Source organism: Mycobacterium sp. (genome assembly GCF_004298145.1).
Lineage (GTDB): Bacteria > Actinomycetota > Actinomycetes > Mycobacteriales > Mycobacteriaceae > Mycobacterium.
Map to the genome: position 1 here is coordinate 49,944 of NZ_SCRH01000045.1, position 24,881 is coordinate 74,824.

At 63.1% G+C, this 24,881-nt stretch carries 23 protein-coding genes; 19 read left to right on the forward strand and 4 right to left on the reverse strand.

What is annotated here, in order from left to right; genetic code table 11:
* Positions 1-24 precede the first annotated feature (24 nt).
* The 5 genes from EPN51_RS17955 to EPN51_RS17975 are packed head-to-tail and all read left to right on the forward strand — an operon-like array spanning position 25 to position 4,596.
* Positions 25-651 carry a TetR family transcriptional regulator gene (locus EPN51_RS17955; protein ID WP_293044977.1) on the forward strand — a complete coding sequence of 209 codons (627 nt, stop codon included), beginning with the start codon at positions 25-27 and terminating at the stop codon, positions 649-651.
* 45 nt (positions 652-696) lie between these two features.
* Complete coding sequence (locus tag EPN51_RS17960) at positions 697-1,854, forward strand: LLM class flavin-dependent oxidoreductase (RefSeq protein WP_293044979.1); 1,158 nt, start codon at positions 697-699, stop codon at positions 1,852-1,854.
* A gap of 1 nt (position 1,855) precedes the next feature.
* On the forward strand, positions 1,856-2,242 hold the full coding sequence (locus EPN51_RS17965) for a DUF4286 family protein (protein WP_293044981.1): 387 nt from the start codon (positions 1,856-1,858) through the stop codon (positions 2,240-2,242).
* Positions 2,239-3,399, forward strand: a complete 1,161-nt coding sequence (locus EPN51_RS17970; protein ID WP_293044983.1) for a sulfotransferase — start codon at positions 2,239-2,241, stop codon at positions 3,397-3,399. Before EPN51_RS17965 ends, EPN51_RS17970 begins: the two co-directional genes overlap by 4 nt.
* A 12-nt stretch (positions 3,400-3,411) precedes the next feature.
* Complete coding sequence (locus EPN51_RS17975) at positions 3,412-4,596, forward strand: DUF1214 domain-containing protein (RefSeq protein ID WP_293044985.1); 1,185 nt, start codon at positions 3,412-3,414, stop codon at positions 4,594-4,596.
* A 349-nt stretch (positions 4,597-4,945) separates the two neighbouring features.
* Here EPN51_RS17975 and EPN51_RS17980 read toward each other — a convergent pair whose 3' ends face one another.
* Positions 4,946-5,962, reverse strand: a complete 1,017-nt coding sequence (locus EPN51_RS17980; RefSeq protein ID WP_293044987.1) for an NAD(P)H-binding protein — start codon at positions 5,960-5,962, stop codon at positions 4,946-4,948.
* A 135-nt stretch (positions 5,963-6,097) separates the two neighbouring features.
* The gene (locus tag EPN51_RS17985; RefSeq protein ID WP_293044989.1) at positions 6,098-6,844 is read right to left on the reverse strand and encodes a hypothetical protein; all 747 of its coding nucleotides are present in this window, start codon (positions 6,842-6,844) and stop codon (positions 6,098-6,100) included.
* Between the two features lie 294 nt (positions 6,845-7,138).
* On the opposite strand from EPN51_RS17985, the gene EPN51_RS17990 reads away from it, so the two are divergent.
* From EPN51_RS17990 to EPN51_RS18030, 9 genes are read left to right on the forward strand one after another with little or no spacing between them, the layout of a single operon-like run.
* Positions 7,139-7,543 carry an SCP2 sterol-binding domain-containing protein gene (locus tag EPN51_RS17990; RefSeq protein ID WP_293044991.1) on the forward strand — a complete coding sequence of 135 codons (405 nt, stop codon included), beginning with the start codon at positions 7,139-7,141 and terminating at the stop codon, positions 7,541-7,543.
* 4 nt (positions 7,544-7,547) lie between these two features.
* The gene (locus EPN51_RS17995) at positions 7,548-9,086 is read left to right on the forward strand and encodes an acyl-CoA synthetase (RefSeq protein ID WP_293044993.1); all 1,539 of its coding nucleotides are present in this window, start codon (positions 7,548-7,550) and stop codon (positions 9,084-9,086) included.
* Positions 9,083-10,348 (forward strand): cytochrome P450, encoded by a 1,266-nt coding sequence (locus EPN51_RS18000; protein WP_293044995.1) that lies wholly within the window; start codon positions 9,083-9,085, stop codon positions 10,346-10,348. The genes EPN51_RS17995 and EPN51_RS18000 overlap by 4 nt, the downstream gene beginning before the upstream one ends.
* Before the next feature lie 7 nt (positions 10,349-10,355).
* A complete protein-coding gene (locus EPN51_RS18005) occupies positions 10,356-11,147 on the forward strand; it encodes a coniferyl-alcohol dehydrogenase (protein WP_293044997.1) in 792 nt (263 codons plus the stop codon).
* A gap of 17 nt (positions 11,148-11,164) precedes the next feature.
* Positions 11,165-12,550 (forward strand): aldehyde dehydrogenase family protein, encoded by a 1,386-nt coding sequence (locus EPN51_RS18010; protein ID WP_293044998.1) that lies wholly within the window; start codon positions 11,165-11,167, stop codon positions 12,548-12,550.
* The gene (locus tag EPN51_RS18015) at positions 12,550-12,741 is read left to right on the forward strand and encodes a ferredoxin (RefSeq protein ID WP_293045000.1); all 192 of its coding nucleotides are present in this window, start codon (positions 12,550-12,552) and stop codon (positions 12,739-12,741) included. Before EPN51_RS18010 ends, EPN51_RS18015 begins: the two co-directional genes overlap by 1 nt.
* Positions 12,742-12,787: 46 nt before the next feature.
* On the forward strand, positions 12,788-13,591 hold the full coding sequence (locus EPN51_RS18020) for a hypothetical protein (protein ID WP_293045233.1): 804 nt from the start codon (positions 12,788-12,790) through the stop codon (positions 13,589-13,591).
* Between the two features lie 10 nt (positions 13,592-13,601).
* The gene (locus EPN51_RS18025; RefSeq protein WP_293045002.1) at positions 13,602-14,831 is read left to right on the forward strand and encodes a phosphotransferase; all 1,230 of its coding nucleotides are present in this window, start codon (positions 13,602-13,604) and stop codon (positions 14,829-14,831) included.
* A 41-nt stretch (positions 14,832-14,872) separates the two neighbouring features.
* Positions 14,873-16,054: a phosphotransferase gene (locus tag EPN51_RS18030; protein WP_293045004.1), complete on the forward strand. Its 1,182-nt coding sequence runs from the start codon at positions 14,873-14,875 to the stop codon at positions 16,052-16,054.
* Positions 16,055-16,298: 244 nt separating this feature from the next.
* Here the strand turns inward: EPN51_RS18030 and EPN51_RS18035 are convergent, their stop codons facing one another.
* Positions 16,299-18,002, reverse strand: a complete 1,704-nt coding sequence (locus EPN51_RS18035; RefSeq protein WP_293045006.1) for an NAD(P)/FAD-dependent oxidoreductase — start codon at positions 18,000-18,002, stop codon at positions 16,299-16,301.
* A 315-nt stretch (positions 18,003-18,317) separates the two neighbouring features.
* Here EPN51_RS18035 and EPN51_RS18040 point away from each other — a divergent pair, with 315 nt between their 5' ends.
* The 5 genes from EPN51_RS18040 (at position 18,318) to EPN51_RS18060 (ending at position 23,912) form a co-directional block, all read left to right on the forward strand.
* Positions 18,318-19,457 carry an epoxide hydrolase gene (locus EPN51_RS18040; RefSeq protein WP_293045008.1) on the forward strand — a complete coding sequence of 380 codons (1,140 nt, stop codon included), beginning with the start codon at positions 18,318-18,320 and terminating at the stop codon, positions 19,455-19,457.
* Positions 19,458-19,557: 100 nt separating this feature from the next.
* Positions 19,558-21,186, forward strand: a complete 1,629-nt coding sequence (locus EPN51_RS18045; RefSeq protein ID WP_293045010.1) for a pyruvate, phosphate dikinase — start codon at positions 19,558-19,560, stop codon at positions 21,184-21,186.
* Positions 21,179-21,784, forward strand: coding sequence for a MarR family transcriptional regulator (locus EPN51_RS18050; RefSeq protein ID WP_293045012.1), 606 nt, complete (start codon positions 21,179-21,181; stop codon positions 21,782-21,784). Before EPN51_RS18045 ends, EPN51_RS18050 begins: the two co-directional genes overlap by 8 nt.
* Before the next feature lie 69 nt (positions 21,785-21,853).
* Positions 21,854-23,014: an acyl-CoA dehydrogenase family protein gene (locus EPN51_RS18055; protein WP_293045014.1), complete on the forward strand. Its 1,161-nt coding sequence runs from the start codon at positions 21,854-21,856 to the stop codon at positions 23,012-23,014.
* A gap of 106 nt (positions 23,015-23,120) precedes the next feature.
* Positions 23,121-23,912 (forward strand): hypothetical protein, encoded by a 792-nt coding sequence (locus EPN51_RS18060; protein ID WP_293045016.1) that lies wholly within the window; start codon positions 23,121-23,123, stop codon positions 23,910-23,912.
* 27 nt (positions 23,913-23,939) lie between these two features.
* Here EPN51_RS18060 and EPN51_RS18065 read toward each other — a convergent pair whose 3' ends face one another.
* On the reverse strand, positions 23,940-24,737 hold the full coding sequence (locus EPN51_RS18065) for an SDR family oxidoreductase (protein WP_293045018.1): 798 nt from the start codon (positions 24,735-24,737) through the stop codon (positions 23,940-23,942).
* Between the last annotated feature and the right edge of the window lie 144 nt (positions 24,738-24,881).

A 24,881-nucleotide genomic window follows, 5' to 3' on the forward strand; every position in this document is an offset into this window, starting at 1 on the left:
GACGGGCGTGGCTACCATTTCAGGATGGCTGCTCGAACACGGCGATCCACCGCGGAGGTCCGCCACTTGCTGGTGGACGCCGCGGCCCGGGTATTCACCGCAAAGGGATATGCCTCGACGACGGCCGACGATATCGCCGCCGAGGCCGGTGTCGCGCGCTCGGCGATCTGGCGCCACTTCACCGACAAGGCAGATCTATTCGGCGCCGCTGTACTGCAACCGTTCATGGAGTTTCTGGAGAACTACACGGTCGCATACGACATCAAGAACCCGAAATGGGGGGATTTCGAGATCACCCGCACGATCGTCGAAATGTTCTATGACAGCTGCACGGCGCATCGGGAGGCACTGGTTGGCGTCGCGGTCGTCGGGCATGAACTCGACTCGGCCACTTTGGCCGGGCTGGACGAGCAGTTCGACCGGTTCTTCGCGGAGATAATGCGGACGACCAGCATCGAAGCCCATCGGCGCGGCTGGGTGCCGCAGGCGGGTCTCGGCCTGACGATGCGGCTGCTTTTCGGCACGATCGCTTCCATCGTGGTCTTCGATCACCCGTTGGTCCCCAGCGGTAGTGACAAGCCCTCCCGGCATGAGGTGATCGATCATGTGACCCGGGTGTTCCTGTACGGAGCCAGGCTGGCAAAGGACTAACGGTCCCTTGACTAGAGGACTGTTAGTCCCTTAATGTCGATCGGCATGGGCTCTCCGCGCATCGCCGTCGCCTATCCCAACCATCGCGCCACTCCATTGGCCGGAATCCAGGACTTCGTCGGCGCCCTCGAACAATCCGCAGTTGTGGACCAATTCTGGGTATGGGACGAGTTGACGGGTTGGGCGCCACAGGGTTTCGGCATTCCAGCCGGCATGGAAGCCCCGGATGCGCATTCCACACACGACCCGTTCATCGAGTGTGCGTTCGCGCTCGCGGCCAGTCCGCGCATCGGCGTGCGGATGACCACCGACGCTGTGCGCTCGCGGCCGGCCGAGTTGACTCGGACGCTGCTGTCGCTCGCGTCGGCGACGCAGGGCACCGTCACCTGCGCCATCGGCCTGGGCGAGGCCCGGCACATGACACCGTTCGGGCATCCGACCGGCCAGGCGCTGTCGCGTCTGAAGGACGTCCTGATCCTGATCCGCACGCTGCTCGATACAGACGAGCCCTTCTCCTACAACGGAAAACGGTGGAACTTCGACCACGGCTACCTCGGCACGTACCGGCCCGCTCGTCCGGAAATCTGGGGGCTCGGGGGCGGACCCAAGTTCACCGAATTGTGCGCGCAGTACGCAGACGGCATCGAATCGTCGTTTCCGAACGCGGTGCCGAATCTGGATGTCTTCGCTTCGCGCGTATCCGCCATTCGCGATCGGGTGGAAGCGGCCGGTCGCGACCCCGACGAGTTCGGCTTCGGGGTATGGCTGCCATGTGGCCTGCACGAGGACCCGGAAGTGATCGCCGCCGCGCAAGAGAGTCCGCAGATCAAGTGGTACTCAGCCAGCTATGGGCGAATGAACCAGGACGAGTGGCGAAATGAGGGGCTGCAGAGCGTCTTTCCCCGAGGCTGGCACTACTCCAATGACTACATGCCGTTCACGATGACGGCCGCGGCCGCGGACGCCGTCGTTGCGAACGTGCCACGCGAGATGTGTGCGAGGTCAGCGACCTGGGGCACACCGGAGGAAGCCGTCAAGGTCGGCCGCGCATGGATCGAGGCGGGCGCGACATTCGTCGGGTTGCTCGACGTCATGCCGCTGCACACCGGTGCGGACGGATTCCCCTCATCGATCGCCCGGCTGCTGCAGGTTGCGGCCGGCCTCAAGGCCCACACCAACAACCAATCAGCGGAGGAGAACTGAAATGCCGCATGCGATCATGCTCGCCTTCACCCAGCCGACGTCGGCGGAGACCGAAGACGCCTACAACGAGTGGTATTCGAATAAGCACATCCACGATCTGGTGACGATTCCGGGTGTCATCGCTGCCACCCGGTACAAGATCGCACAGGAAGTCGAGACGTTGCCAGGCGTTGTCGGTCCGCCGCAGGGCTACTTGGCCATCTACGAGATCGAAGGTGAGACCGAGGCGGATCTGGAGAAGTTCGCTGCTGTGCTGCGTGGGGCGCTTGCCGATGGCACGGCGGATATTTCACCGAACTTGGACATGAGCAAGCTGGGTGCCTCGCTGTGTCTACCGCTGACCGAACGGCTAGAGCGGGTCAGCACCGTGGGCACCGCGACATCGTGACCGTCGCGTTGCCCCCGCTGGAGCGGGAACCGTTGATGACGGCCGCGTCGGCAGCGACCGGTCTCGACGACTGGGGAGATGACACCGGGTTCATCGACAGCTTGGACATTCTGCTGGCAGACATGCGAACCACCGCGGAGCTCAACGAGATTGGCGTCGCTAGTCAGGTGCAGGACGTGCTGCGGCTACTCGTGAACCGACTCGGATTCACCCGGGACCTGCGTGAGCATCCAGAGATTCTCGACGAGGAGCTGGTAGCCCCCATCGTGATTCTTGGGTTGCCGCGCACCGGTACGTCGAAGCTGCAACGCACGATCGCAGCCGATCCGGGGATGCAGCGGCTCGAGGTGTGGCGGCTGCTGAATCCCGCCCCGATGCCGGGTGATCCGCAGACCCGTACCGCGATCGGCGAACAGTTCGAGGCGATGTTGCGTCAGGTCCCGGAATTCATGGCCCGCCATCCCATGGAAGCGCATGAGCCCGACGAGGATCTGTGGCTGATGGAGCTCACGTTTGACGCACCGGTAGCCTCCCACCGGCTGCACCTACCCAATCACCGCAAGTGGATCGCCGACCGGCAAGAATCGGCATACGCCTACATGCGCACGGTGCTGCAGTATCTGCAATGGCAGGACGGCGGAGCGCGTGGGCGACCATGGGTTCTCAAGTCGCCCATGCACATTGGTCAGGTAGCGGCGCTGCATGGCCTTTTCCCGGATGCCACGTTCGTGCAATGCCACCGCGACGTCTACACCGTGCTCGGATCTTATTGTTCGCTGATCGAGGTGGCGCGCGGGATGAACAGCGACGTCGTGGACCTACCGGCGCTGGGCCCGGACTTCGCGCGGTTCTGGGGCGGCTACACGTCGCGCAACCTCGAGGCCCGGGCATCGATCCCGGATCTGGACATCTACGATGTCGACTTCAAAGAGATCCGCGACGACATCAACGGTGTGGTCGCCGAAATCTATCGTCGTGCGGGCCGGGCCATCACCGACGAAGCGCGCGCCGCGTTCGACGCCTACAACGCGCGCCGGCCGGAAGGGCATTTCGGTGCACACGAGTACAAACCGACGCGCTGGGGCGTCACCGCCGATCTGGTGGGGGAGTGTTTCGAAGCCTACCTCGCCGAATTTCCCGAACTCGCCCCGAACTAGAAGGGCCGCCCCATGACAATCATGGACCGAGAAGTCGCCGACGATCCCCGTGTATCCGAAGCGGACCTGTGGAGAGCACTGGGCGAGGCGATCGCCGATATGACCGCCTACGTCCACGGCAACGACAGGGTCGACACACCGCTGCTGCGGGCCGAAGGAATCCGGTACCTGTCCCGGCTGCTGCAGTCCGGAATCATGATGACGATGGAGGGGTGGGATGCCCACTACCCCTGGCTGGTCAAATTCATCAGCCCCTACATGCAGTACGGCATTCCAGCGACCGATTGTTGCTACCACTGGGCGGCTGTGCACGGCGACGGCATTTATCGGATTCGCGGCAAGAGGGGAACCGCGAGACTTTTCGATGTCGAAACGCGCACCGGACACACCTCGCATCTAGCGGACTGGAAGCTCGTGGATCGCAAGAGCGACTTCCACGTTGAAGACGACGGCACCCTTGAGGTTGTGCTGTCAACGACGGAACAGCCGGGCAACTGGGTACGGACCTGCGAAGGCCCCGGCTCGATCATCGTGCGCCAGTATTACTACGATTGGGACACCGAACAACCCGCGGAGCTCGTCATCGAGCGTGACGGTGTCACGTACCCGCCGCCGACGCTGCAGCCCGCCGATATCGCCGAGCGGCTGCAGCTGCTGATCGACTGGGTCCGAATCGTACCGGCGGCATGCAAGCTCGCCGTCGATGAGTACTTTCGGGCGCCGCCGGACTCGTTGAAGTTCGTCGAGATCGACTTCGCGTGGGCAGACCTGTTGTACGGCAAGGGAATCTATCGCTGTGAGAGGGACGAGGCGGTGATCATCGAGGTCTCGCCGCCGAATGCCAGGTATTGGCAATACCAGCTCACCTCGCACTTCTGGGAAGCGCTGGACTGGAACCTGCGGCAAACGTCGCTCAACGGTCATCAGGCGGTACTCGACGATGATGGCGTATTTCGCGCTGTGATCGCTCACGAGGATCCCGGTTATGCGAATTGGCTTGACGCGGGGGGCCATAGCGTCGGGCTGATCACGGCGCGCTACTACAAAGCGGACACAACGCCGTTGCCGAGGATCCGGACTGTGCCGCTGTCGGCTTTGGCGGCAGAGTTGCCGGCGACGGCGGCCAAGGTCACGCCCGAAGAGCGGCAAGATGCGTTGCGGCGACGCGCCAGATCAGTATGGCGTAGGCGGGTGTGAGGAGCCGACCGCCCGCCGCTGATCCCTTACATCAGTCCGGTGGCCCGAACGCATATTCGACGACGCCCAACGCCGAGGAGAACCTCGATGTCTTGTCATCGAAGTCGTTTCGGCCTGGACCCCAACACGGACCGGCGTCGACCACGTCATCGAGGCGGAGACCCTGGACGAGGAGTACGACTGCACCTGCGTCGCGTCATCACAGCTCTGCGCGGGGATGGATCCGAACCGGATGCTGTCCGAAAAGCACTGGGTAACAAAGCAAGTCGCGGTCAAATACGCCTGTGATGGCGAGGCCACCTATGGTCTCCTCGAGATCAGCAACAGGCTCGGAGACCGCTGAATCGAGTCAGCAGAACTCAAGTCGGACACCGAGGTCTTCGGCGGCTTGCCGCGGCGAGGAGAGGAATTGCCCGGCGTTGCGGAGCCCCGTGCGCTCGCCGGGGCCGGACATCAGCGCGCGCGCCACCGCGAACGCGCCCCGACCGGTGATGTCGTAGACATCGTCGACCGCTCCGGTGACGGTGCATGATCCAGCTGCGCCCTTGGCCTCCGCCGTCACCTGCGAGCGTCCGCCCCCGGCGTCACCGCCGGAGTGCCCGAGGCGCGACAACAATCCGCGAGTGGCCTTCAGGGAGCCCGGAATCCGCCACACCATTGCGCCGGCGGCCAGCGCGGGACCCATCGCGGCGGGTTGGACATGACATTCGATGCGTGCGTGCGGATACGCCCTCGCCAGGACCAGCGCGTCGGGCGTCGCGAACAGCGCTCCGCACCCCGAGGCGAATCGGTGCATGCGACGCCCCGCCAATTCCCAACGGACGCATCCACTGTCGACAATCGGCGCACCACCGGCGACCAGCTCAATCGTCGACCGCATGGTCGCCGGCGACGGCCGCATCCCGACGATCTTCACCGCACAATGCAGTTGCCGCACGCTGTCGGGACCACCAACCAGCTCCGCCGCCGCGGTAGCGGCGATATCGGTCGCCACACCCAGGCCCAGCGACGGCACGACGGCGAGGCCCGCCCGGATGGCGCGGCTCTCGAACTCATCGACAATGCGCTGCACCCAACGTGGTTCACCGGTGCAGTCGACATAATTGGCGCCGGCGCGGATGGCCGCGTCCAGCACGGGCGGCCCGAAGTGGGTGTAGGGACCGGCGCACGAGACGACGACCGATGCGCCCGAGAAAGCCGCTTCCAATTCCGCGGGGGCCAGCGAGGCCACGCGGTATTCGACACCGAGCCTGGCAAGTGCTTGCGCATCGCGCCCAGCGGCGATCACGGGAATGTCTGCGGCCGAAGCCAATTGGATGACCCGGCGTCCGGTTGCACCGGTCGCGCCGTATACGACAAGCGTCACGGGGCGGCGCCCGGTGCGCCGCTCGACCGGGGGCGAGCATGACGATTGCGACGGTGTCGCTTGATTGAGACGGCTAAGCGGTCTCGGGATCGAGACGTACCACGCCGGATGCGCACGCGGCCGACGCTATAACGATCATCGAAATCCGTCAAGGGACTGAAAGTCCCTTAGTGATGGCGGGTGGCGCTGGTCGAGTGCGTTCGCCCGCATGCGCGCCACGGCCAGGGTCACGCCGGCCAACATGACGAATGCCACCACGCCGGTGGCGAGATATTGCCAGCTCGCAAACCCGCCGCCGTAGTAGGTGGCCGTCACCGCCCACCAGAGCACGACCATTGCGGCAAAACAGCCGTAGATGAGCGGAGACTGAGCCACCGCGGATCGCCTGCGCAACAGCAGGGCCGTGGTCGCCAGCGGAAGCAGGAACAGTGTGATCGCGGGGGCCGCTTGGTAGAGCGGATCGTCCCAAACGACTTTCTCGTACTCCCAGACAATCACGAACGCTACGGCACCGGCGATGACCAACGCGGTCCACTGGGCCTGGCTGCCGTTCGGTAGGTATTCAGCCCGCCCGACGCGGATCGCCTGCGCGAAGAAGATGACTTCGAGGATGAGCGCGGTGAGCAAGCCGATCCAGAACAACTTGAGAAACCAGTGGTCGTACACGTGGAACCAGGTGTCGAAGCGGGCCACGACGCCGAAGTCATGGGCGAACCACAGGAAGGTGCACGGCAGCGGGATCGAGATCCACCCCTCGCGCCGGGTCATGACGACCGCGGTGATCATCGCGATGTTCTGCAGGACCATGGCCAGCCCGAAGCCCACCAGGATGGGGATCGTGTGGTTGTCGATGGCGTCCAGAACCGCTCGCGTGTCGTACATGTTCAGGGATGGTAGCGTTCGTCGCCGCGACCAGACAGATTTTGCAGACACGGTAGATTCGCGCTACCACACTGGATGCCGAAAACTAGGTCGCCGACAAGGGTTTTGACACCATGCCTGGGCGCAGCGACCCGAACGATCACGTGGACTCTCGGCGTGCGAGCCTTGACCATAAGTCAACTTATGGTAGCGTCTTTGTGACAGAGGTCATAACCTCGTGATCAAGGGCTTAACCTGGGAAGTGGGCCCTGACTGGGGTCAGAATTTAATCGAAAATAAATTCTAGGGAGAACAATGGGGTTCAAGGACTCGGCGGAGGTCAGGAAGTACATCGGCGGCATCTTCGAGACGGCCTTCGAGGATGCGGAAATCGGTCCCAAGCTGGTTGACACCGGGCTTGTGGTGGCTTTCTCCTTCACCGATCCCGAGGCTGTCGTCGTGATCGACATGGGAAACAAGTCGGTACGTGAAGGCCTGGACGGGGGACCGGCGCCGATGGCGACGATGTTCATGACGGCTGACACCGGCAACGGCTACTGGCAGGGCAAGGTCAACTTGCCGCTGGCGATGGCGAAGAAGAAAATCAAGGTCGAAGGTAACGTGGCGAGCCTGCTCAAGCTGGCTCCGATGGGCAAGAAGCTCTACCCGAGCTACATCGAGCGGCTGAAGAACGACGGTCGCGACGACCTGCTCGCCTGATCCCATGTTTCCGGGTACCCATGCGGTGACCGCGCCCGATCGACCGGCAGTGATCATGGCCGATTCGGGCAGGGCGCTCACCTACAAAGAACTGGACGACAATTCGGCTCGGCTCGCGGCGGCACTGTACGGAATGGGCTTGCGCAAAGGCGACGTGATCGCATTGCTCTCCGACAACTCCGCCGAAGCATTCGAGATCTACTGGGCTGCACTACGTTCCGGTCTATACATCACCGCTATCAACTGGCACCTGGCGGCCGAGGAAGCGGCCTATATCCTGCGGGACAGCGGGGCCCGAGTGGTGATCGCCTCGTCGGGAGTGCGGGAATTGGCCGGGCGACTGCTTGATTCGGTTCCCGAGGTCCAGCATTGGTACTCCTTCGGCGGCACCATTGCCGGGTATCTGCCGTACGGCGAGCTCTTATCCGCATCGCAGTCACGACTGACCGACCAGCCGCGCGGCGCGGAGATGTTGTACTCCTCGGGCACCACCGGACGCCCCAAGGGCATCAAGCCGCACCTACTGCCGATCCAGGTTGACGAGCCGGGAGACCCACTTGTCGGGCTGCTGGCCCATGTTTTCAAGATTTGCAGCGACGACGTATACCTTTCTCCCGCACCGATTTACCACACCGCTCCGCTGAAATGGTGCGCCGGCGTTCAGGCGCTGGGCGGAACTGTGGTTCTGATGGAGCGCTTCGATGCCGAGCAGGCGCTGGCCGCTATCCAGAAATATCGGGTGACCGTCACGCAGATGGTGCCGACGATGTTCGTCCGGATGTTGCAATTGCCGGAGGAAGTCCGCGGAGCCTACGACGTCTCCTCGCTGCGAATGGCGGTGCACGCCGCCGCCCCATGCCCACCCGACGTCAAGGACGCGATGATTCGCTGGTGGGGCCCGATCCTCGTTGAATACTACGGTGCCACAGAGCAGCACGGCAGCACCGTGATCAGCACGGCCGAGTGGACGAACAAGCGTGGGTCGGTGGGCAAAGCCGCGCTCGGGATCTTGCGGATCTGCGATGAAGACGGCAAGGAACTGCCCGCGGGCGGGATCGGCACGGTCTATTTCGAACGCGACATCGTCCCGTTCGAGTATCACAACGATCCCGAAAAGACCGCATCCTCAAGGCATCCGGACCATGAGAATTGGTCCACAGTCGGCGACATCGGCTACGTCGACGAGGACGGGTACCTGTTTTTGACCGACCGCAAGGCATTCGTGATCATCTCCGGCGGGGTGAACATCTATCCGCAGGAAGTCGAGAATGTCCTGGCGCTGCACCCACAGGTATTCGACGTCGCGGTGATCGGCGTGCCCGACCCGGAGATGGGGGAGCAAGTCAAGGCGGTCGTTCAATTGCGGCCCGGGACACCACCATCCGCGGAATTGGCCGATGAGATCATCAGCTACGTTCGGGACCGTATCGCGCATTACAAGGCACCCCGCACCGTCGACTTCGTCGACGAGCTGCCCCGGACAGCCACCGGAAAGCTCGTCAAGAGAAGTCTCAAAGCCCGCTACATGGAGGCAAGCGCATGACCACCGAGGCAACTCAGAAGATCCAACGTCCGCCCTTCGACCCGGTCGACATCTCCAAGCTGGATTTCTGGGTGCAAAGCTTCGACGAGCGCGAGAAGGCATTCAAGATTCTGCGTGACGAACGTCCCGTCAGCTGGCACCGCCCGATCGAGGGTTCCATGATGGAGCCCGAGATCGACGGTGTCTGGGTGGTTACGCGCCACGAGGACGTCTGCTACGTCAGCAAGAATCCGGAGATCTTCTGCTCCGGGCAAGGCATCACGTTCGAGGCCGTTCCCGAAGAGATGCTCGATGCCACCCAGTCCTTCCTCGGCATGGACGGTGCGAAACACTCGAGCCTGCGAAGGCTCGTCAGTTCGGTCTTCACGCCGCGGCAGGTGGCCAAGATCGGTGATCAGATCAAAAACCAGGCGAAGTCGATCGTCGATGATCTGCTCAAGACGAAGGAGGGTGACTTCGTCGAGCAGGTGTCAAAGCGCCTGCCGATGTGGACCATCTACGAGATGCTCGGCCTGCCCGAGGACGAGCGTGACGAAGCGGCGCACCTGGCCGACGGCATGGTGGCCTGGGCCGATCCCGAGATCGCGGCCGGTCGTGAACCTGGGGAAGTGTTGACCGATTCCCTTGTCGGACTGCTCAATATCGGGATCGGCTTGGCCGAGGCGCGTCGTGCCCATCCGCAGAACGACCTGATGACCTCGCTGGTGCAAGCCGAGGTCGACGGACGGCGACTGACCGACGACGAGCTGGGCCCATACTTCGTCCTGCTTTCGGTGGCGGGCAATGACACCACCCGCACCACCACCACCTTCACCACGATCGCGTTGCAGCAGTTCCCCGACCAGAAAGCGCTGCTGGAGAAGGATTTCGACGGGCTCATCAAGGTCGCGAGTGAGGAGTTCGTCCGCTGGGCGACCCCGGTGATGACGTTCCGGCGCACCGCCACCCAGGACACCGAGCTGCATGGCCAGCACATCCGCGAGGGCGACTGGGTGACGATGGTCTACTCGTCAGCGAACCGCGACGAACGGGTGTTTACCAACCCCCACGAGTTCGACATCACCCGATCGCCCAACCCCCACGTGGGCTTCGGCGGCGGTGGTCCGCACTATTGCATGGGCACTTTCATGGCCAGGATGCAGCTCGAATCGATCTTCCGCGAGCTGATCTTTAGGGCGCCGAACCTGCGGGTGGGCGAACCTGAGTATCTGACCGGCAATTTCATCACCGCAGTCAAATCGCTGCCCTACACCCTCGATTAGGAGAATCATGGCCGACTTCAAGGGCAAGCGCTACGTCGTCACCGGCGCGGCGTCAGGTATTGGCCATGCGGTCGCCGAGCGGTTGCTGGCCGCTGGCGCCGAGGTCTACTGCCTGGATCGCAATCAACCGTCCGCGAAGGTGACCCGACACATCGAGGTCGACCTGGCGAACCCGCACAGCATCGACACCGCGTGCGAGCAACTCGACGGCGAGTTCGACGGCTTGATGAACGTAGCCGGCATCCCCGGCACCGCGCCCGCCGAGTTGGTGCTGGCCGTCAACGCCCTTGCGGTGCGACACCTGACCGAGTCGTTTTTCGAGCGCCTGAAGCCCGGCGGCTCGGTCACCATCGTGTCGTCGACTGCGGGCTTCGGCTGGCCGCTGCGGCTCGACGGGATCCGCGATTTGCTCTGCACCGATACGTTTGAGGAGGGCGCGGCTTGGTTCAAGGCTAATCCGCAGCAGGGCAATGCCTACAATTTCTCCAAGGAAGTCAGCACCGTGTACGCCATGTCGATGGGTTTGGCCTTGGGGGAGATGGGATTCCGCATCAACGCGGTGTTGCCCGGCCCGGTCGAGACGCCGATCTTGGTTGACTTCGAGGAGTCGATGGGCAAGGACACCCTCGATGGATTGAAGAACCTGCTGGGGCGGCACGCCGACCCGGCCGATATCGCCGATGTGGTGCTGTTTTTGGCCTCCGACGATGCCCGGTGGGTCAATGGTCAGGCGCTCGCCGTCGATGGTGGAATCAGCGGGGCGGTGGCGAGTGGTGTAGTGCCCGCCCCCGAAATCTAAGGCGCCCAGGAGGATCCGTGACTATTCATGCAATAGAGACGGCCGGCAGCGCCGGCGTGCTTGCCGACCTCCGCAGGGTTTTCGCCAGCGGCCGCACCCGCCCCGTGGACTGGCGCCTGGAGCAACTGCGCGGGATCGAGCGACTCGTCGCGGAGCGCGAGCCGGAGATCGCCACTGCGCTGGCCGACGACCTGGGCCGCTCCCCGACGGAGGCGTGGCTGGGTGACATCGCTTCCACCAAGGGCGAGGCTGTTTACGCACGCAAACATCTGAAGAAGTGGATGCGCAGGCGGCGTGAGTCATTGCCGTTGGCGCAGCTGCCCGGTCGCGCCTGGGTGCAATACGACCCGCTGGGCGTGGTGCTGGTCATCGGGCCGTGGAATTACCCGCTGTATCTGAGCCTGGCGCCGCTGGTGGCCGCCGTGGCGGCCGGCAACTGCGCGGTCATCAAACCGTCCGAGCTCGCGCCCGCCACTTCGGCGCTGTTGGCACGGTTGCTTCCGCAGTACGTCGACCCAGAGGCCGTACGAGTCGTCGAAGGCGACGCGTCCGTCACTCAAGAGTTGCTAGCAGCTGGATTCGACCATGTTCTGTTCACCGGTGGGACGGAGATCGGTAAGAAGATCATGGCCGCGGCAGCGCCCACTTTGACCCCGGTCACGCTGGAGCTGGGTGGCAAGAGTCCGGTGATCGTTGCGGCCGACGCGGACATCGATGTTGCGGCGCGGCGCATCGCCTGGGTGAAGCTGTTGAATTCCGGTCAGACCTGCATCGCGCCGGACTACGTGCTGGCCGACCGCAGGATCGTCGACGATCTGGTCGGCAAGATCGTGGCGAATATCCGGGATTTCCGTTCGGGCGAAGCGGATCCGAGGTTGCGGATCGTCAATCAACGCCAGTTCGACCGATTGGTTTCGTTGATCAGCGCCACCGACGGCAAAGTCGTAACCGGAGGCGGGTCGGATGGCGCCACGCTTCGGATCGAACCGACCGTGATCGTCGACCCGTCGCCCGACGATCCGGTGATGGCCGATGAGATCTTCGGGCCGATATTGCCCGTCGTAACGGTTGAAACGCTGGACCAGGCTGTCGATTTCGCCAATAGTCGCCCTAAGCCTTTGGCGCTGTATGTTTTTGCTTCCGCCCAGGTTGGTCGTGACCTCATCGACCGGATCCCGTCCGGTGGCGCGGTAATCAATCACGTTGCCATGCATTGCCTCGTCCCTGCGCTGCCGTTCGGCGGTGTAGGCGCCAGCGGCACGGGCGCATACCACGGCAGATGGGGCTTCGAGACGCTCAGCCATCGCCGCGCGGTGCTGTCCAAGCCGGCCAAGCCGGATCCTCGTCTGGTCTACCCGCCGTACAGCCAACGGGCCCTGAACCTTATGCGGAGGATGTTCTGATGAGAGTGCGAGTCGACACCAGTAAGTGTTCGGGTATCGGGTTATGCGAGGTGACGGCGCCGAATGTGTTTGAGGTGGGGGAGGATGGCCAATCGCATGCAATCAATCCCGAGCCGCCGGAAGCAGAACGTGCGTCAGTCGAACAGGCTGTGAACGACTGCCCGACCGGGGCGTTGTCGATCCAAGACTAGGACGCAGCGGTTTTCATCATTCAATAATTTTAAGGAGGCGGCCGTGATGGCGCCGGTGATTTCCGACGGGATTGACGGGCCGGTTAGCGAGCTGGGGCAGTGGGTCGCGACCATTTTGACCTATGGGCTGGCCTTGGCTGTGCTGATCTGGGTTGTGCTGCTATGCCGCAAAGAGCGCATCGTGTGGCCGGTATTTGTGATACTCAGCGGTACGCTGACGTGCCTGATGGAGCCGCTGTTCGATCACCTGTACGGATTGTGGTTCCTTGAACAAGGGCAGTGGCACCTATACACGACATTCGGCAGCGCACAGCCGATCTGGGTGCCCGCCGCATATCTGGCGTTCTATGGCGGGGCCACGGTATTGATCGCCGGGGTGATTGCACGGCGGCCAGCGATGCGAACGGTGTGGATGATGTATGCATTCATCGTCGTGATGGCCATCGCCGCCGAGATGACGTACGTCAGCGTGCTGGGTGTATACCAATACCAAGCTAGCCAGCCATTCGTGCTATTCGGGTATCCGATCTTCCTCGGGTTTACCAACGCGATGTCGGCCCTGGTCAGTGGGATCCTGGTGTACCGCTTGGCCCCGCTGCTCAGGGGTTGGGCCTACCTCTACTTGCTCCCGATCGTGCCGATGGCCTTCGCGGCAGGGTTGTTCGGCGAGGGAATCTTGTATCTGTCGGTGCGGCACTCCATGGAGCATCCACCGATGGTGGTTGTGCACGTCAGCGCGCTGACGGTCGTTGCCGGCATCGCTGCCACCGTCGCTTTGCTCGGCAAAGTACTGGTGCTGCCACGCCAGCACCAGCCGGTGTCGAGCGAAAGGCGGCTGACCGCCGCGTAAGGAGGTGCGGGTGCGCCGACAGGAGGGCAACGAGAACGCGATGAGCGCTGAAGGTGGAGCCGGGGCGACGGCAAGCAGGGTGATCGCCCGGCTCGCCTCCACGACCGCATACCGGGTTGCCGAGGTGCTTCCGCTTCCGCGAACCGCGGATGTCAACGTGGTGCCCGCTGCGGTAGGTGCGATGACGGCCCGGTGGCTTACCCATGCGCTGTGCGCAGATGTGCCCGCCGCTCGGGTCATCGACTTTGCCGCGGTTGGACCCACCAGCCAGACCACGTCGCGGGCAACGCTGCACCTGCAGTACAACGACGCGGGTATTGACGCGGGCCTGCCAAACACGGTATTCGCCAAGCTGACCGCTACGTTGCGTCAAAGAATGTTCCTGGGGCTCATTCGATGCCTCGAAGGTGAGCCACTTTTCTATCGAGACCTCCGGCCGAAGTTGAGTATCGAGTGTCCGTATGGCTATTACGGTGCCGTGGATCGAAAGTCGTGGCGCTCGGTGGTGCTAACCGAGGATATCGCGGCCACCCGCAGCGCCACGTTTCTGCACGCCACGAGCCGGATCTCGCGAGCGGACATCGAGAGCCTGGTCAGCGTGATGGCTGGCTTCCACGGCGCCATGTGGGAGAGTCCCCAGATCACCCGCGCGTCATGGCTGAAGACGCCCTACGATCATTTCCACAACACCAGCGCATTCCTTAATATGCGCAAGCGGGTGGCCGTTGGGGTCCGGCGAACCGCGGACATTGTTCCGGTGAGGATCCGCGACAACGTCAACGATCTCTGGCAGCCCTTCCTCGCTTCGATGCAGGCCTGCAGCACAGGGCCCGCAACGCTGCTGCACGGAGACCCGCATGTAGGCAACACCTATCGATCCGGCATGGGTGCCACTGCCTTCCTTGACTGGCAGGTTTGTATGAAAGGTTCGTGGGCCTTCGACTATGCCTATGTCGTATCGACAGCCTTGACGGTTGAAGACCGACGCGCATGGGAACGCGATCTTCTCGTCTACTATCTTGACGCACTGGCCGCCGCAGGTGGACAGCCTCCGAGCTTTGACGAGGCGTTCCGCCTGTACCGGCAGTGTCTGATGTACCCGTTCCACACCTGGACGACGGTGATCGGCCGAAGCGCCATGCAGCCCCTTATGCAGGAAGAAGATGTGTGTCGTCTCATCATCGAGCGAGTCGCACACGCCATTGACGACCTTGATGCATTTCCGACGGCGGGGCTGTGATGGCAGCCACGAAACGCAGCGACAAAACGCAGGACCGTGCGATGGCAGCCCGACTCGACTTTGCCAAGGCGGTGGCGCGGGTAGCGGGAATCCGGTTGTACGAGCGGATCCGGCCACGAGGCGTGGTCACGAACTCGGCCGTGGTGCCGGCACGCATCGAAGAGCTAACACCGGAGTGGCTCACTGGCGCACTGTGTTCCGCGCATCCCGGGGCGCGGGTTACCGACTTCACACTGGGCGGAGGCTCGGATGGAACGAGCTCGCGACGAGCGATAACGGTGAGCTACAACCCTGCCGGCGCGGCGGCAGGGCTTCCGACAGCAATTTTCGCAAAATCCACACCATCGATGGTGAATCGCCTTCTCGTCGGTGTCACAGGGGCTGCCGGGGCCGAAGCACTGTTCTACAGCAGAATTCGACCCGAACTCAAGATCGGTGCTCCCGCCGGGTATTTCGGTGGTTGGGATCCCAGGACATGCCGATCGATGATTCTGACCGAAGACGTTGCCGTGAATCGCGGCGCCGTTTTCGCCGATGCGTCGACGATGTACGTCGATCGGCTGGCTGCGGAGGGGATGGTTCGCGAAATGGCCAGCTATCACGGACAACTGTGGGAAGACCCCCGTCTTGACTCGACGTGGACGTCGTTGTTAACCACTGAGAGTTGGCAGCGAGACTTCAACGCCAAGACCAAGTTCGACGCGGGCGCAATCCTGGGTATGCGATTGGCTGCTGACGAAGTACCGGCCGCGATCCACTCGCGGAAGAAGGAACTGCGGCCCGCACTGGCTAAGTCACTCGCGCTCAACGCGGCAGGCCCGAGAACGCTCGTCCACCAGGATGTGCATCCGGCGAACTGGTTTCGGCTTCCCGATGGATCATTCCACTTGTATGACTGGCAGGGAATCGCGAAGGGCAACTGGGCGATCGACTTCAGTTACGCCATCAGTGCAGCCCTTACGACGACAGATCGACGCGAATGGGAGCAAGATCTACTGCGACTGTATCTCGACGAACTTGCGATCGCCGGCGGCAAGGCTCCGAGGTTCGACCAGGCCTGGTTAGCCTATCGGCAGCAGATGATGCACGGATTCATCTTCTGGACGTACACATTCCTGATTGGCAAGGTGTCGACGTTGCAGCCGGACGCACACGTGCGGCTACTCATCAGACGGATCGGTCAGGCTGCGGTGGATCTGCAGACCCTCGACAGCCTCCGATGATGTCACTTTAACGGTGCGGATCGTGCATCGATCCGTGCGTGACGCCACCGGCTTGCCGCCCGCGTCATCTCCTCGACACAGGCACCGCAAAAGTCTTTGACACCAGACTAAATTACCCACCCGAGCTTCGGCGGGTAGCCAACGTTGGCGTCGATGGCAATGCGGGTTCGCATCGCCGGCACAACGGGCCGCATACGGATTCTCGAGGGTTCTGGCGCACCGTCAATAGTCGGTGCGCCTTCGATCAGACTTGGCCCGGGAACGGGTCGTTCTGGCCGCTGGAGTACGGGTCGACGTCGGCCTTCTTGCGTCGCGTCGCCAGCTCCTTGAGCACACCCAGCCGGCCGCCCCTGTCTTGCAGATGGAAGTGCTTGAGCATGGTGCGTGCCGCGTTCTGGCCGGGCATGCCGCTGATGCCGGCGACGGGGTGGGTGCCCGACCCGGTCAGGTAGAGGCCATCGACCGGGGTCTTGTACCCGGCGAAGCCGGCGACGGGCTTGTTGGGGCCGAAACGTGTGATGGTCGGGTCCACGTGGTACACCGATCCGTCGATCGCCCAGAACCGCTCCTCGATATCGGGAAGCACCAGCGGGCGCACGGCCACCTGCATGTCCTCGACGCCCTTGTAGTAGATCTCGGCGTCTTTGAGGATGCTGTCGGTGATCTTTTTGCGGGCCACGTCCCAGCCGTCTTCGGGGTAGGACGGGGTCAGGCCGGTCCAGAACCACCAGAGGTCTTTTCCGGGAGGTGACATCGATGGGTCGAAGGAGTTGGTGACCTGGGCCAGGCCGGGGATGGCCTCGGGGACCTTGCCGCGCACGCAGTCGCGTGCGGCGGCCAGCGCCTGCTCGTAGGTGTGGTAGCAGTTGCAGGCCTGCCGCATGTCGATGCCGTCGCCGCGCCATTTCTCGTGTTTGGACATGTCGACCCGGCCCGAGAGCGCGACGTTGACTTTGGCGTCGGCGATACCGCGCTTGCGGGTCGGGATGTGGTCGGCGGCGTTTTGCTTCTTGGGCTCGAGCACTCCGCGCGGCAGCAGCTGGGTCAGGGTGGTCCTGGGGCTGCATGCGGTGAGAACCGCACGGCGGGCGCGGATTTCGGCGCCACCCTTGATGCGCACGCCGGTGCAGCGGTTGTTGGTGACGATCAACTCTTCGACCGGCGAGCTGGTGATCACGTCGCCGTGGTTGTCCTTGATGACCCCGATCAGCGCTTTGGGCAGCGATCCGGTGCCGCCGTGGAACATCGCCACGCCGTACTTGCTCAGCACACCGAGGTAGATCAGCGACCAGCCCGACATGTCGGCGTCGAACGGCATGAAGGGCAGACTGGACAGCATGGGCGCGCGGATCATGTCGTGCTCGAAGGATTCCTCCACGGCCTCGGCCTGGGAGCTCGACATCCAGCGGCCGAGCGCGGCCAGCTGCTTGCGATTCTTGACCACCGCGCGAGCCGACTTCAGAACGTTCTTGATCTCCGGCTGGGTCACGCTGGTCTGCATCATCGGCAGGCCGATCTCGACCGCGGCGTCGATGACTTCGTAGAGTTCGAGCAGCGCGCGGGCGTCCTTCTTCGAGAAATATTCCAGCTCCGCGGCGGTCTTGCGGGGGTCACGCCACAAGCCCAGCGATGCGCCGTCGGCGGAGAGCTGGAAGTGCGCTGGGTCGATCACCGTCTGGCGCAAACCGTAGTTACGCGACAAACCCAAGTCCCGGTCGATGGTGGTGGTGCGAAACAGCGACGCCTGAATCGAGGCCTCGTTGATCGTGTACTCCGGCGCCTCGGGCGCAAACGGATTCGTCGACGTCATACCACCGGCGGTCGGGGAAGCCTCCACGACAAGGACGTCAAGGCCCGCCTTGGCCAGATACGCGGCGGCAACCAGCCCGTTGTGTCCCGATCCGACGACGACGACATCGGCCTCGCGTGGTGGGGGAGCGTCCTTCATGACCAGTCCTTTGATCGCCGGGAGCAGTGCAAATGCTCTCACATGAATCTAACCGCAATTAAATAGAGTATCGGAAGGGTTCCGCCGTGTCGATGAGGCCTACGCCGGTTTCGGCCCGGCGGCATTATTTGTCGTGTGTCGAAATACTCGCGCACAGCGGCGCCGAACGGATGGCCCCAGCAATCGCGAGAACGGAGGTTCTTGACCGTGTGCAGATGAGAACTATTCTCATTGCAGCAAAAGCTATACCGTCGGCATGCATGTCAATGTGTGTGTAAGCGATCGTTAACTCCCGAGGAAGGGAGCCTTGGCGCCATGGTGGAGATCAGCGACTTTCGTGTTGAAATTCCCGAGACCGACATCGCGGATCTGCGCGCTCGCCTGGAGCGGACACGGTGGCCTGACGGTGAGACCGTGTCCGACTGGTCCCAGGGCATCCCGTTGGCCTATGCGCGTGAGCTGGTCGACTACTGGGCGCGGGACTACGACATGTACCGGGTCGCCAACCGGCTCAATGCGTACCCACAGTTCCGCGCGACGATCGGGGACCTGGGCGTCCACTTTCTTCATGTGCGCTCTCCACATGAAGAAGCCCGGCCGTTGATTTTGACGCACGGCTGGCCGGGCTCGGTGGTCGAGTTTCTCGACGTGATCGGTGCGCTGACCGAACCGGAACGCTTCGGTGGGCAGGCCCACGACGCCTTTCACGTGGTCATTCCGTCGCTGCCCGGATACGGGTTCAGCGACAAGCCGACAACCACCGGGGTGGGCATCGAGCGAATCGCCGAGTCGTGGAACGAACTCATGGGGGCCCTGGGCTACCGCAACTACTATGCGCAAGGCGGTGATTGGGGCGCCTTCGTGACCACGGCGATGGGTATCAAGCGTCCGGCCGGGCTACTCGGCATTCACGTCAACATGGCGCTGGCCTCGCCGGAGGCACTGGCCGGGTTCGATGAACTGACCCTCGACGAGCAGGCTGTTGGGGGGTTACCGGTTTACCTGGAGCAAGAGGGCGCCTACGCCGTGCAGCAGGCAACCCGGCCGCAGACGTTGGGCTACGGGCTCGCCGACTCACCCGTGGGTCAACTCGCGTGGATCACCGAGAAGTTCTACGCCTGGACCGATTGTGATGGGCATCCGGAGAATGCTGTGCCGCGCGACGTCATCTTGGACAACGTGATGGTGTATTGGTTGACCAACACCGCGGCTTCCTCGGCGCGCCTGTATTGGGAGAGCTTCTCGACGATCAGCTCATTCGAGGAGGTAACCGTGCCGTCGGCGTACACCCGGTTCCCCAAGGAGATAGTCAACGTCAGCGAAAGATGGCTACGCACCAGGTTCACCGACCTCCGCTACTACCACGGGGTCAACAGGGGCGGCCATTTCGCCGCTCTGGAACAGCCCGGGGTTTTCGTCGACGAGGTCCGCTCCGGCATCCGCGCACTCTCGTGAAGCGGGTTGTGCACGCCGAATGCCACGGCTAGTGTGCGAACGCATCGAGCGGACTGAGGGGCCGGCCGCTAAGGAATCCCGTCAGCTAGAATTTAATCTTATGTCAAAAACTGTGGGCGAAGCGCATCCTCTGGTCATCACGTTAGACGGACGTGCCCGCCTTCCCCGCGAGATTCTGGGCAATAAGGGCTACGGCATCGACTCGATGCGCCGGCACGGTTTGCCGGTGCCGCCCGCGTTCTGCATCACGACCGAGGTTTGTGCCAGGTTCTTCGCTGACCCGCGCCGCTGCGTTGACGACATCTGGGGTGACGTGCGCGACAAGATGGGTTGGCTCGAGGCCGAGACGTCACGCACCTTCGGACGAGGTCCGCGGCCGCTGTTGGTCAGCGTGCGCAGCGGGGCGGCGCTGTCGATGCCCGGGATGATGGACACCGTTCTGGACCTGGGTATGGACGACGCGGTCGCCGACGCGCTCGCGGCAAGCGGGTCCGTCGAGTTCGCCCGCGACACCCACCACCGCTTCACCGACATGTACCGACGCATCGTGCTGGGGGGTGAGGGCGACGCGGAGGTACCCGCCGATCCCTGGGCGCAGCTGCGGGGCGCGATCGAAGCTGTGTTCGCGTCGTGGAACAGTTCCCGCGCGATCAAGTACAGGGCCCATCATGGCCTGGACGACAGCGCCGGCACCGCGGTCATTGTGCAGGCCATGGTCTTCGGCAATCTGGCCAGTGATTCGGGCACCGGAGTCCTTTTCTCCCGCAACCCCATCACCGGCGCCAAGGAGCCGTTTGGCGAATGGCTGGCGAACGGCCAGGGTGAGGACGTCGTGTCGGGCACAGTGGACGTCCAACCCGTCGCCGCCTTGCGTGATGAGCAACCCGCGGTCTACGAACAGCTCATGACCGCGGCGCGATCATTAGAGGGCCTCGCCACTGACGTACAGGATATCGAATTCACCGTGGAAGAGGGCAAACTCTGGCTGTTGCAGACCCGGACGGCCAAGCGTTCGGCGCAGGCCGCGGTGCGCCTGTCGCTACAGTTGCGCAATGAGGGATTGGTCGACGACGCCGAGGCGCTGCGCAGGGTGACTCCGACGCACATCCAGGCGCTCCTCGAGCCATCGCTGCAACCCGAAACACGGCTTGCGGCAAACCTTTTGGCGAAGGGTCTGCCCGCATGTCCCGGTGTGGTGTCGGGTAAGGCCTACTCCGATGTGGACGAGGCCCTCGATGCCGCTGACGAAGGCGAAGACGTCATTTTGGTCCGTACGGCGACAAGCCCCGATGACGTGCAAGGGATGTTGGCCGCCCGCGGCATCGTCACCGAGATCGGGGGAGCGACATCGCATGCCGCGGTGGTGAGCCGCGAGATCGGTCGACCGGCGGTGGTGGGGTGCGGAGCCGGGGTGGTCGCTGCCCTGGTCGGCAAGCTGATCACCGTCGATGGTGACCAGGGCGAAGTGCGCGAGGGTGTCCTCGAACGCACGGCCTGGTCGGAGACGGATTCGCCTGACCTGGCCGAGCTCGCCGAGATCGCGCGGGGGATCAGCCCGATCCGCGCCCACACTCACGGTGACTACGCGGCGCTTGCCGACCCGTCGCCGGCGGCGGTAGCCGACGCGCTCGCCGCAGGTCATACGGACGTCATCTCACCTCACCCGCTCATCACCATGCTGATCGCGCTACAACTGAACGAGGACAGAAAGGGACTGGCAAATGTCTGAGTTGATCGTGTTACAGGCCGTTCGGCTCAAGGGGCGGGTGAGCGAGGCCGATCTGGCTGCCACCGTAGGCGAAGACCCCGCTGACGTTGCCGCGACGGTAGCGCAATTGGTGGCGGCGGGTCTGCTGGTGGAAGGCAAGATGCTCCGTATCAGCCCCGAGGGTCGTGAGCGCCTCAATGCCCTTCTGACAGAGGAGCGTTCGGGCATCGACCAGACCGTCCTGGCCAAATCGTACGATGATTTCCGGGCCGTCAACAACGCGTTCAAGGCGCTGGTGTCGGATTGGCAGCTCAAGGACGGTCAACCCAACGCACACGATGACGCGGAGTACGACGCCGCGGTGCTGAACCGCCTCGACAGCGTGCACCAACAGGTATCGCCCATCGTCGCCACCGTCACCACACTGTTGCCCCGGCTGAGCGCCTACGGAAAGAAACTGGACGCTGCCCTGGTCAAGGTCAAGGACGGCGACACCACCTGGTTAGCCCGGCCGATCATCGACTCCTACCACACGGTCTGGTTCGAACTACATGAGGAACTGATAGCCGCCTCGGGCCTCACTCGCGAAGAGGAAGCCAGAGCCGGACACGCGACATAGCGAACACCCGAAGGCCGGACCTGCCATCCAGATGTTTTAATCTGGGATAAAATATCTGGCTGAAAGGTGATGGGTGTGAGCTCTGCGCTGACCGATGAAGAAAACTTCCTGGTCGAAACTGTCCGGGCATTCATCGACCGTGACGTCAGGCCCACGGTCCGCGATGTCGAGCACGCCAACGAGTATCCCGAAAAGTGGATCGAGCAAATGAAGCAGATCGGGATCTACGGTCTGGCGATCCCTGAGGAGTACAGCGGATCGCCGGTGTCGATGCCTTGCTACGTGTTGGTGACCCAGGAATTGGCGCGCGGCTGGATGAGCCTGGCCGGTGCCATGGGTGGGCACACCGTGGTCGCCAAACTGCTGACGCGGTTCGGCACCGACGAGCAGAAGCAGGCTTACCTACCGGGAATGGCGACCGGTGACATACGCGCAACGATGGCGCTCACCGAACCCGCCGGCGGCTCGGACCTACAGAACATGACGACCACCGCGGTTCCCGACGGTGACGACCTGGTGATTACCGGCGCAAAAACCTGGATCTCCAACGCCCGCCGTTCAAGTCTGATTGCGTTGCTCTGCAAAACTGACCCAAAGGCGACACCCAAGCACGCCGGCATCTCCATTGTTCTGGTGGAACACGGTCCGGGCCTGACGGTTTCGCGGGATCTGCCCAAACTCGGCTACAAGGGCGTCGAGAGCTGCGAGCTGTCCTTCGATGGCTACCGCATTGGCGCATCGGCGATCCTTGGCGGCGCGCCCGGCAAGGGGTTTGCGCAGATGATGAAAGGCCTGGAGACCGGCCGCATTCAGGTGGCCTCGCGAGCGCTTGGCGTCGCGACGGCGGCCCTCGACGACGCGCTCGACTATGCGCAGCAACGGGAGAGTTTCGGCAAGCCGATCTGGAAGCACCAATCGGTGGGCAACTATTTGGCGGACATGGCAACGAAACTCACAGCCGCCCGACAGCTCACCCTGTATGCCGCCGAGCGCTACGACAGCGGCGAGCGCTCCGACATGGAAGCCGGCATGGCCAAGCTCTTCGCGTCGGAGGTGGCGATGGAGATCGCGCTGGACGCGGTACGGATCCACGGCGGTTATGGCTATTCCACAGAGTATGACGTCGAACGCTATTTTCGTGACGCGCCGTTGATGATCGTCGGGGAAGGCACCAACGAGATCCAGCGCAACGTGATTGCCGGGCAGCTCGTCGCGCGCGGCGGCATCTGACCGGCGCGAATTATTTTGGTATCAAAGATCTCAAAAACCTTGATCGGCGCCGACGAGCGGATACCATTGTCCCGAGTACGAAATCGGCTTTCTCGAGGTGTGATCGTTGGTAGCCCATAACGCGGACAAGGCCGGACCCAGCCGTATCGTCCAGAAGGCGTGCGTCTGGGCCGGCCCGTTGATGGGCGCATTGTTTGTGGTCGGGTTCGTCGAGGCGGGGTTCTTCCCGCCCCCGTCACCGAACCAGAGTGCGGCAGAGGTTGCGGCGATGATCGATCAGCATCGCGCGGCGATCCGCATCGGCATCGTGATCTGCCTGGCTTCCTGCCCGCTGCTAATGCCGTTTCTGGCGTCATTCACCATACAGATGCTTCGCATCGAAGGACTCCGCCCGATCTTGGCGTACACACAGCTCGCCCTGGGTGCGCTGGCGACCGTTGAATTCGTCATCCCGTACGTTTTCATGCTCGTGTCGACGTACCGGGCCGATCAGCATCCCGACGTCACCCGGGCTCTTTACGACATCAGCTGGTTCTTCTTCCTCGGTGTCGTCTCGACCTTCGTTCTGCAGTTGGCGATCTTCGGTGTCGCAGTGCTGATCGACCGGCGACCCGAGCCGATTTTTCCGCGCTGGCTCGGCTACGTAAACTTATGGCTCGCCATCACCTTCGTACCCGCCAGCTTCCTAGTGTTTTTCAAAACCGGCCCTCTCGCTTGGAACGGAGTCCTGGTGTGGTGGGTACCGGTGTTTTCCTTCTTGTTGTGGTTTCTGCCCAACTTCGTCTTCCTGCTGCGAGCCATCGACGCCGATCGTGATGACGACGTGTCAATCACGCGACTGCTACGCGAAGTGAACGGCCTGCGCGCGCGGATCGACACACTTTCGCCCAGTGCCTGAACGCATTCCAGCCAGCAGTCGGGTCGCTCAATTCAGCATCATGCGGCAGGCCCGAAACCAGATCCGCCGAGGCAGGTGAGCGCCGACCCACGCGAAGGCCGCGGCCTGTGGAAGAGGCACAAGCTTTCGCTTGCCGTCGCGCAGGGCTTTGATACCTGCCCGCGCGCACTCTTCGGCGGTAGCGGTCAAGAGTGCGGGTTGACGATTGGTTTGGCGCGATGCGTCGGCGATCTCTGCGAACTCGGTGGCGACGTTCGCCGGCGCGAGCACCGTCACCGTGATTCCGGCCGGTTTGAGCTCGCTGTGCAGAGATTCGCCCAGCGAGGTGATCGCGGCCTTGGTGGCGGCATAGGGCGCGAAGTAGGGCATCGGCTGGTTGCCCGCCATCGAGGAGACCAGCAGTATGGCTCCGTTTCCACGTTCGGCCATCGGCGGGGCCAGCTCTCGGGTGAGTGCAATGGTTGCCTCGACGTTGGTGCGCACCATGTTGATCAACCGGTCGGCATCGTGGCCCAGGTATGGGCCGACCATCCCGAAACCGGCGGACAGGATCAGGACGTCGAGTTGGTGACCCAAAGTACGTAGGTCGGCCAGCATCCGATCGCGGTCCGAGGGGTCGGAGAGATCGCAGGTCAAGACGTCGACGCGGATTCCGTACCGGTCCCGGAGTTCGGCCGCCAACGCTTCCAGGCGCGCACGGCGACGTGCCACCAGGACGAGGTTATGTCCTACACCGGCGAGTTCTGCCGCGAGTGCTCTGCCGATTCCTGACGATGCCCCGGTGACGAATGCCGCCGAATTCGGTTTGGCTGCAGGAATACTCATCGAGATGGAGGATTGGCCAACGTCGCTGTCAACTGGAAGCTCCGATCGCAGTGTCAACGCCTTCGCCGCCTATGCAGCCGTGCGCTTTACGAAACGATACAACGGCCGACGCATCCGTGCTAGATTTTAATATTAGTAAGAAAA

Bases quoted from the DNA above. Each gene is read 5' to 3' on its own strand.
- EPN51_RS17990 (WP_293044991.1), top strand. From the start codon at position 7,139: ATGGGGTTCAAGGACTCGGCGGAGGTCAGGAAGTACATCGGCGGCATC.
- EPN51_RS17995 (WP_293044993.1), top strand. From the start codon at position 7,548: ATGTTTCCGGGTACCCATGCGGTGACCGCGCCCGATCGACCGGCAGTG.
- EPN51_RS18005 (WP_293044997.1), top strand. From the start codon at position 10,356: ATGGCCGACTTCAAGGGCAAGCGCTACGTCGTCACCGGCGCGGCGTCA.
- EPN51_RS18000 (WP_293044995.1), top strand. From the start codon at position 9,083: ATGACCACCGAGGCAACTCAGAAGATCCAACGTCCGCCCTTCGACCCG.
- EPN51_RS17960 (WP_293044979.1), top strand. From the start codon at position 697: ATGGGCTCTCCGCGCATCGCCGTCGCCTATCCCAACCATCGCGCCACT.
- EPN51_RS18040 (WP_293045008.1), top strand. From the start codon at position 18,318: ATGGTGGAGATCAGCGACTTTCGTGTTGAAATTCCCGAGACCGACATC.
- EPN51_RS18065 (WP_293045018.1), bottom strand. From the start codon at position 24,737: ATGAGTATTCCTGCAGCCAAACCGAATTCGGCGGCATTCGTCACCGGG.
- EPN51_RS17975 (WP_293044985.1), top strand. From the start codon at position 3,412: ATGACAATCATGGACCGAGAAGTCGCCGACGATCCCCGTGTATCCGAA.
- EPN51_RS18035 (WP_293045006.1), bottom strand. From the start codon at position 18,002: ATGAAGGACGCTCCCCCACCACGCGAGGCCGATGTCGTCGTCGTCGGA.
- EPN51_RS18055 (WP_293045014.1), top strand. From the start codon at position 21,854: ATGGGTGTGAGCTCTGCGCTGACCGATGAAGAAAACTTCCTGGTCGAA.
- EPN51_RS18045 (WP_293045010.1), top strand. From the start codon at position 19,558: ATGTCAAAAACTGTGGGCGAAGCGCATCCTCTGGTCATCACGTTAGAC.
- EPN51_RS17965 (WP_293044981.1), top strand. From the start codon at position 1,856: ATGCCGCATGCGATCATGCTCGCCTTCACCCAGCCGACGTCGGCGGAG.
- EPN51_RS17985 (WP_293044989.1), bottom strand. From the start codon at position 6,844: ATGTACGACACGCGAGCGGTTCTGGACGCCATCGACAACCACACGATC.
- EPN51_RS18030 (WP_293045004.1), top strand. From the start codon at position 14,873: ATGGCAGCCCGACTCGACTTTGCCAAGGCGGTGGCGCGGGTAGCGGGA.
- EPN51_RS17955 (WP_293044977.1), top strand. From the start codon at position 25: ATGGCTGCTCGAACACGGCGATCCACCGCGGAGGTCCGCCACTTGCTG.
- EPN51_RS18020 (WP_293045233.1), top strand. From the start codon at position 12,788: ATGGCGCCGGTGATTTCCGACGGGATTGACGGGCCGGTTAGCGAGCTG.
- EPN51_RS18015 (WP_293045000.1), top strand. From the start codon at position 12,550: ATGAGAGTGCGAGTCGACACCAGTAAGTGTTCGGGTATCGGGTTATGC.
- EPN51_RS18050 (WP_293045012.1), top strand. From the start codon at position 21,179: ATGTCTGAGTTGATCGTGTTACAGGCCGTTCGGCTCAAGGGGCGGGTG.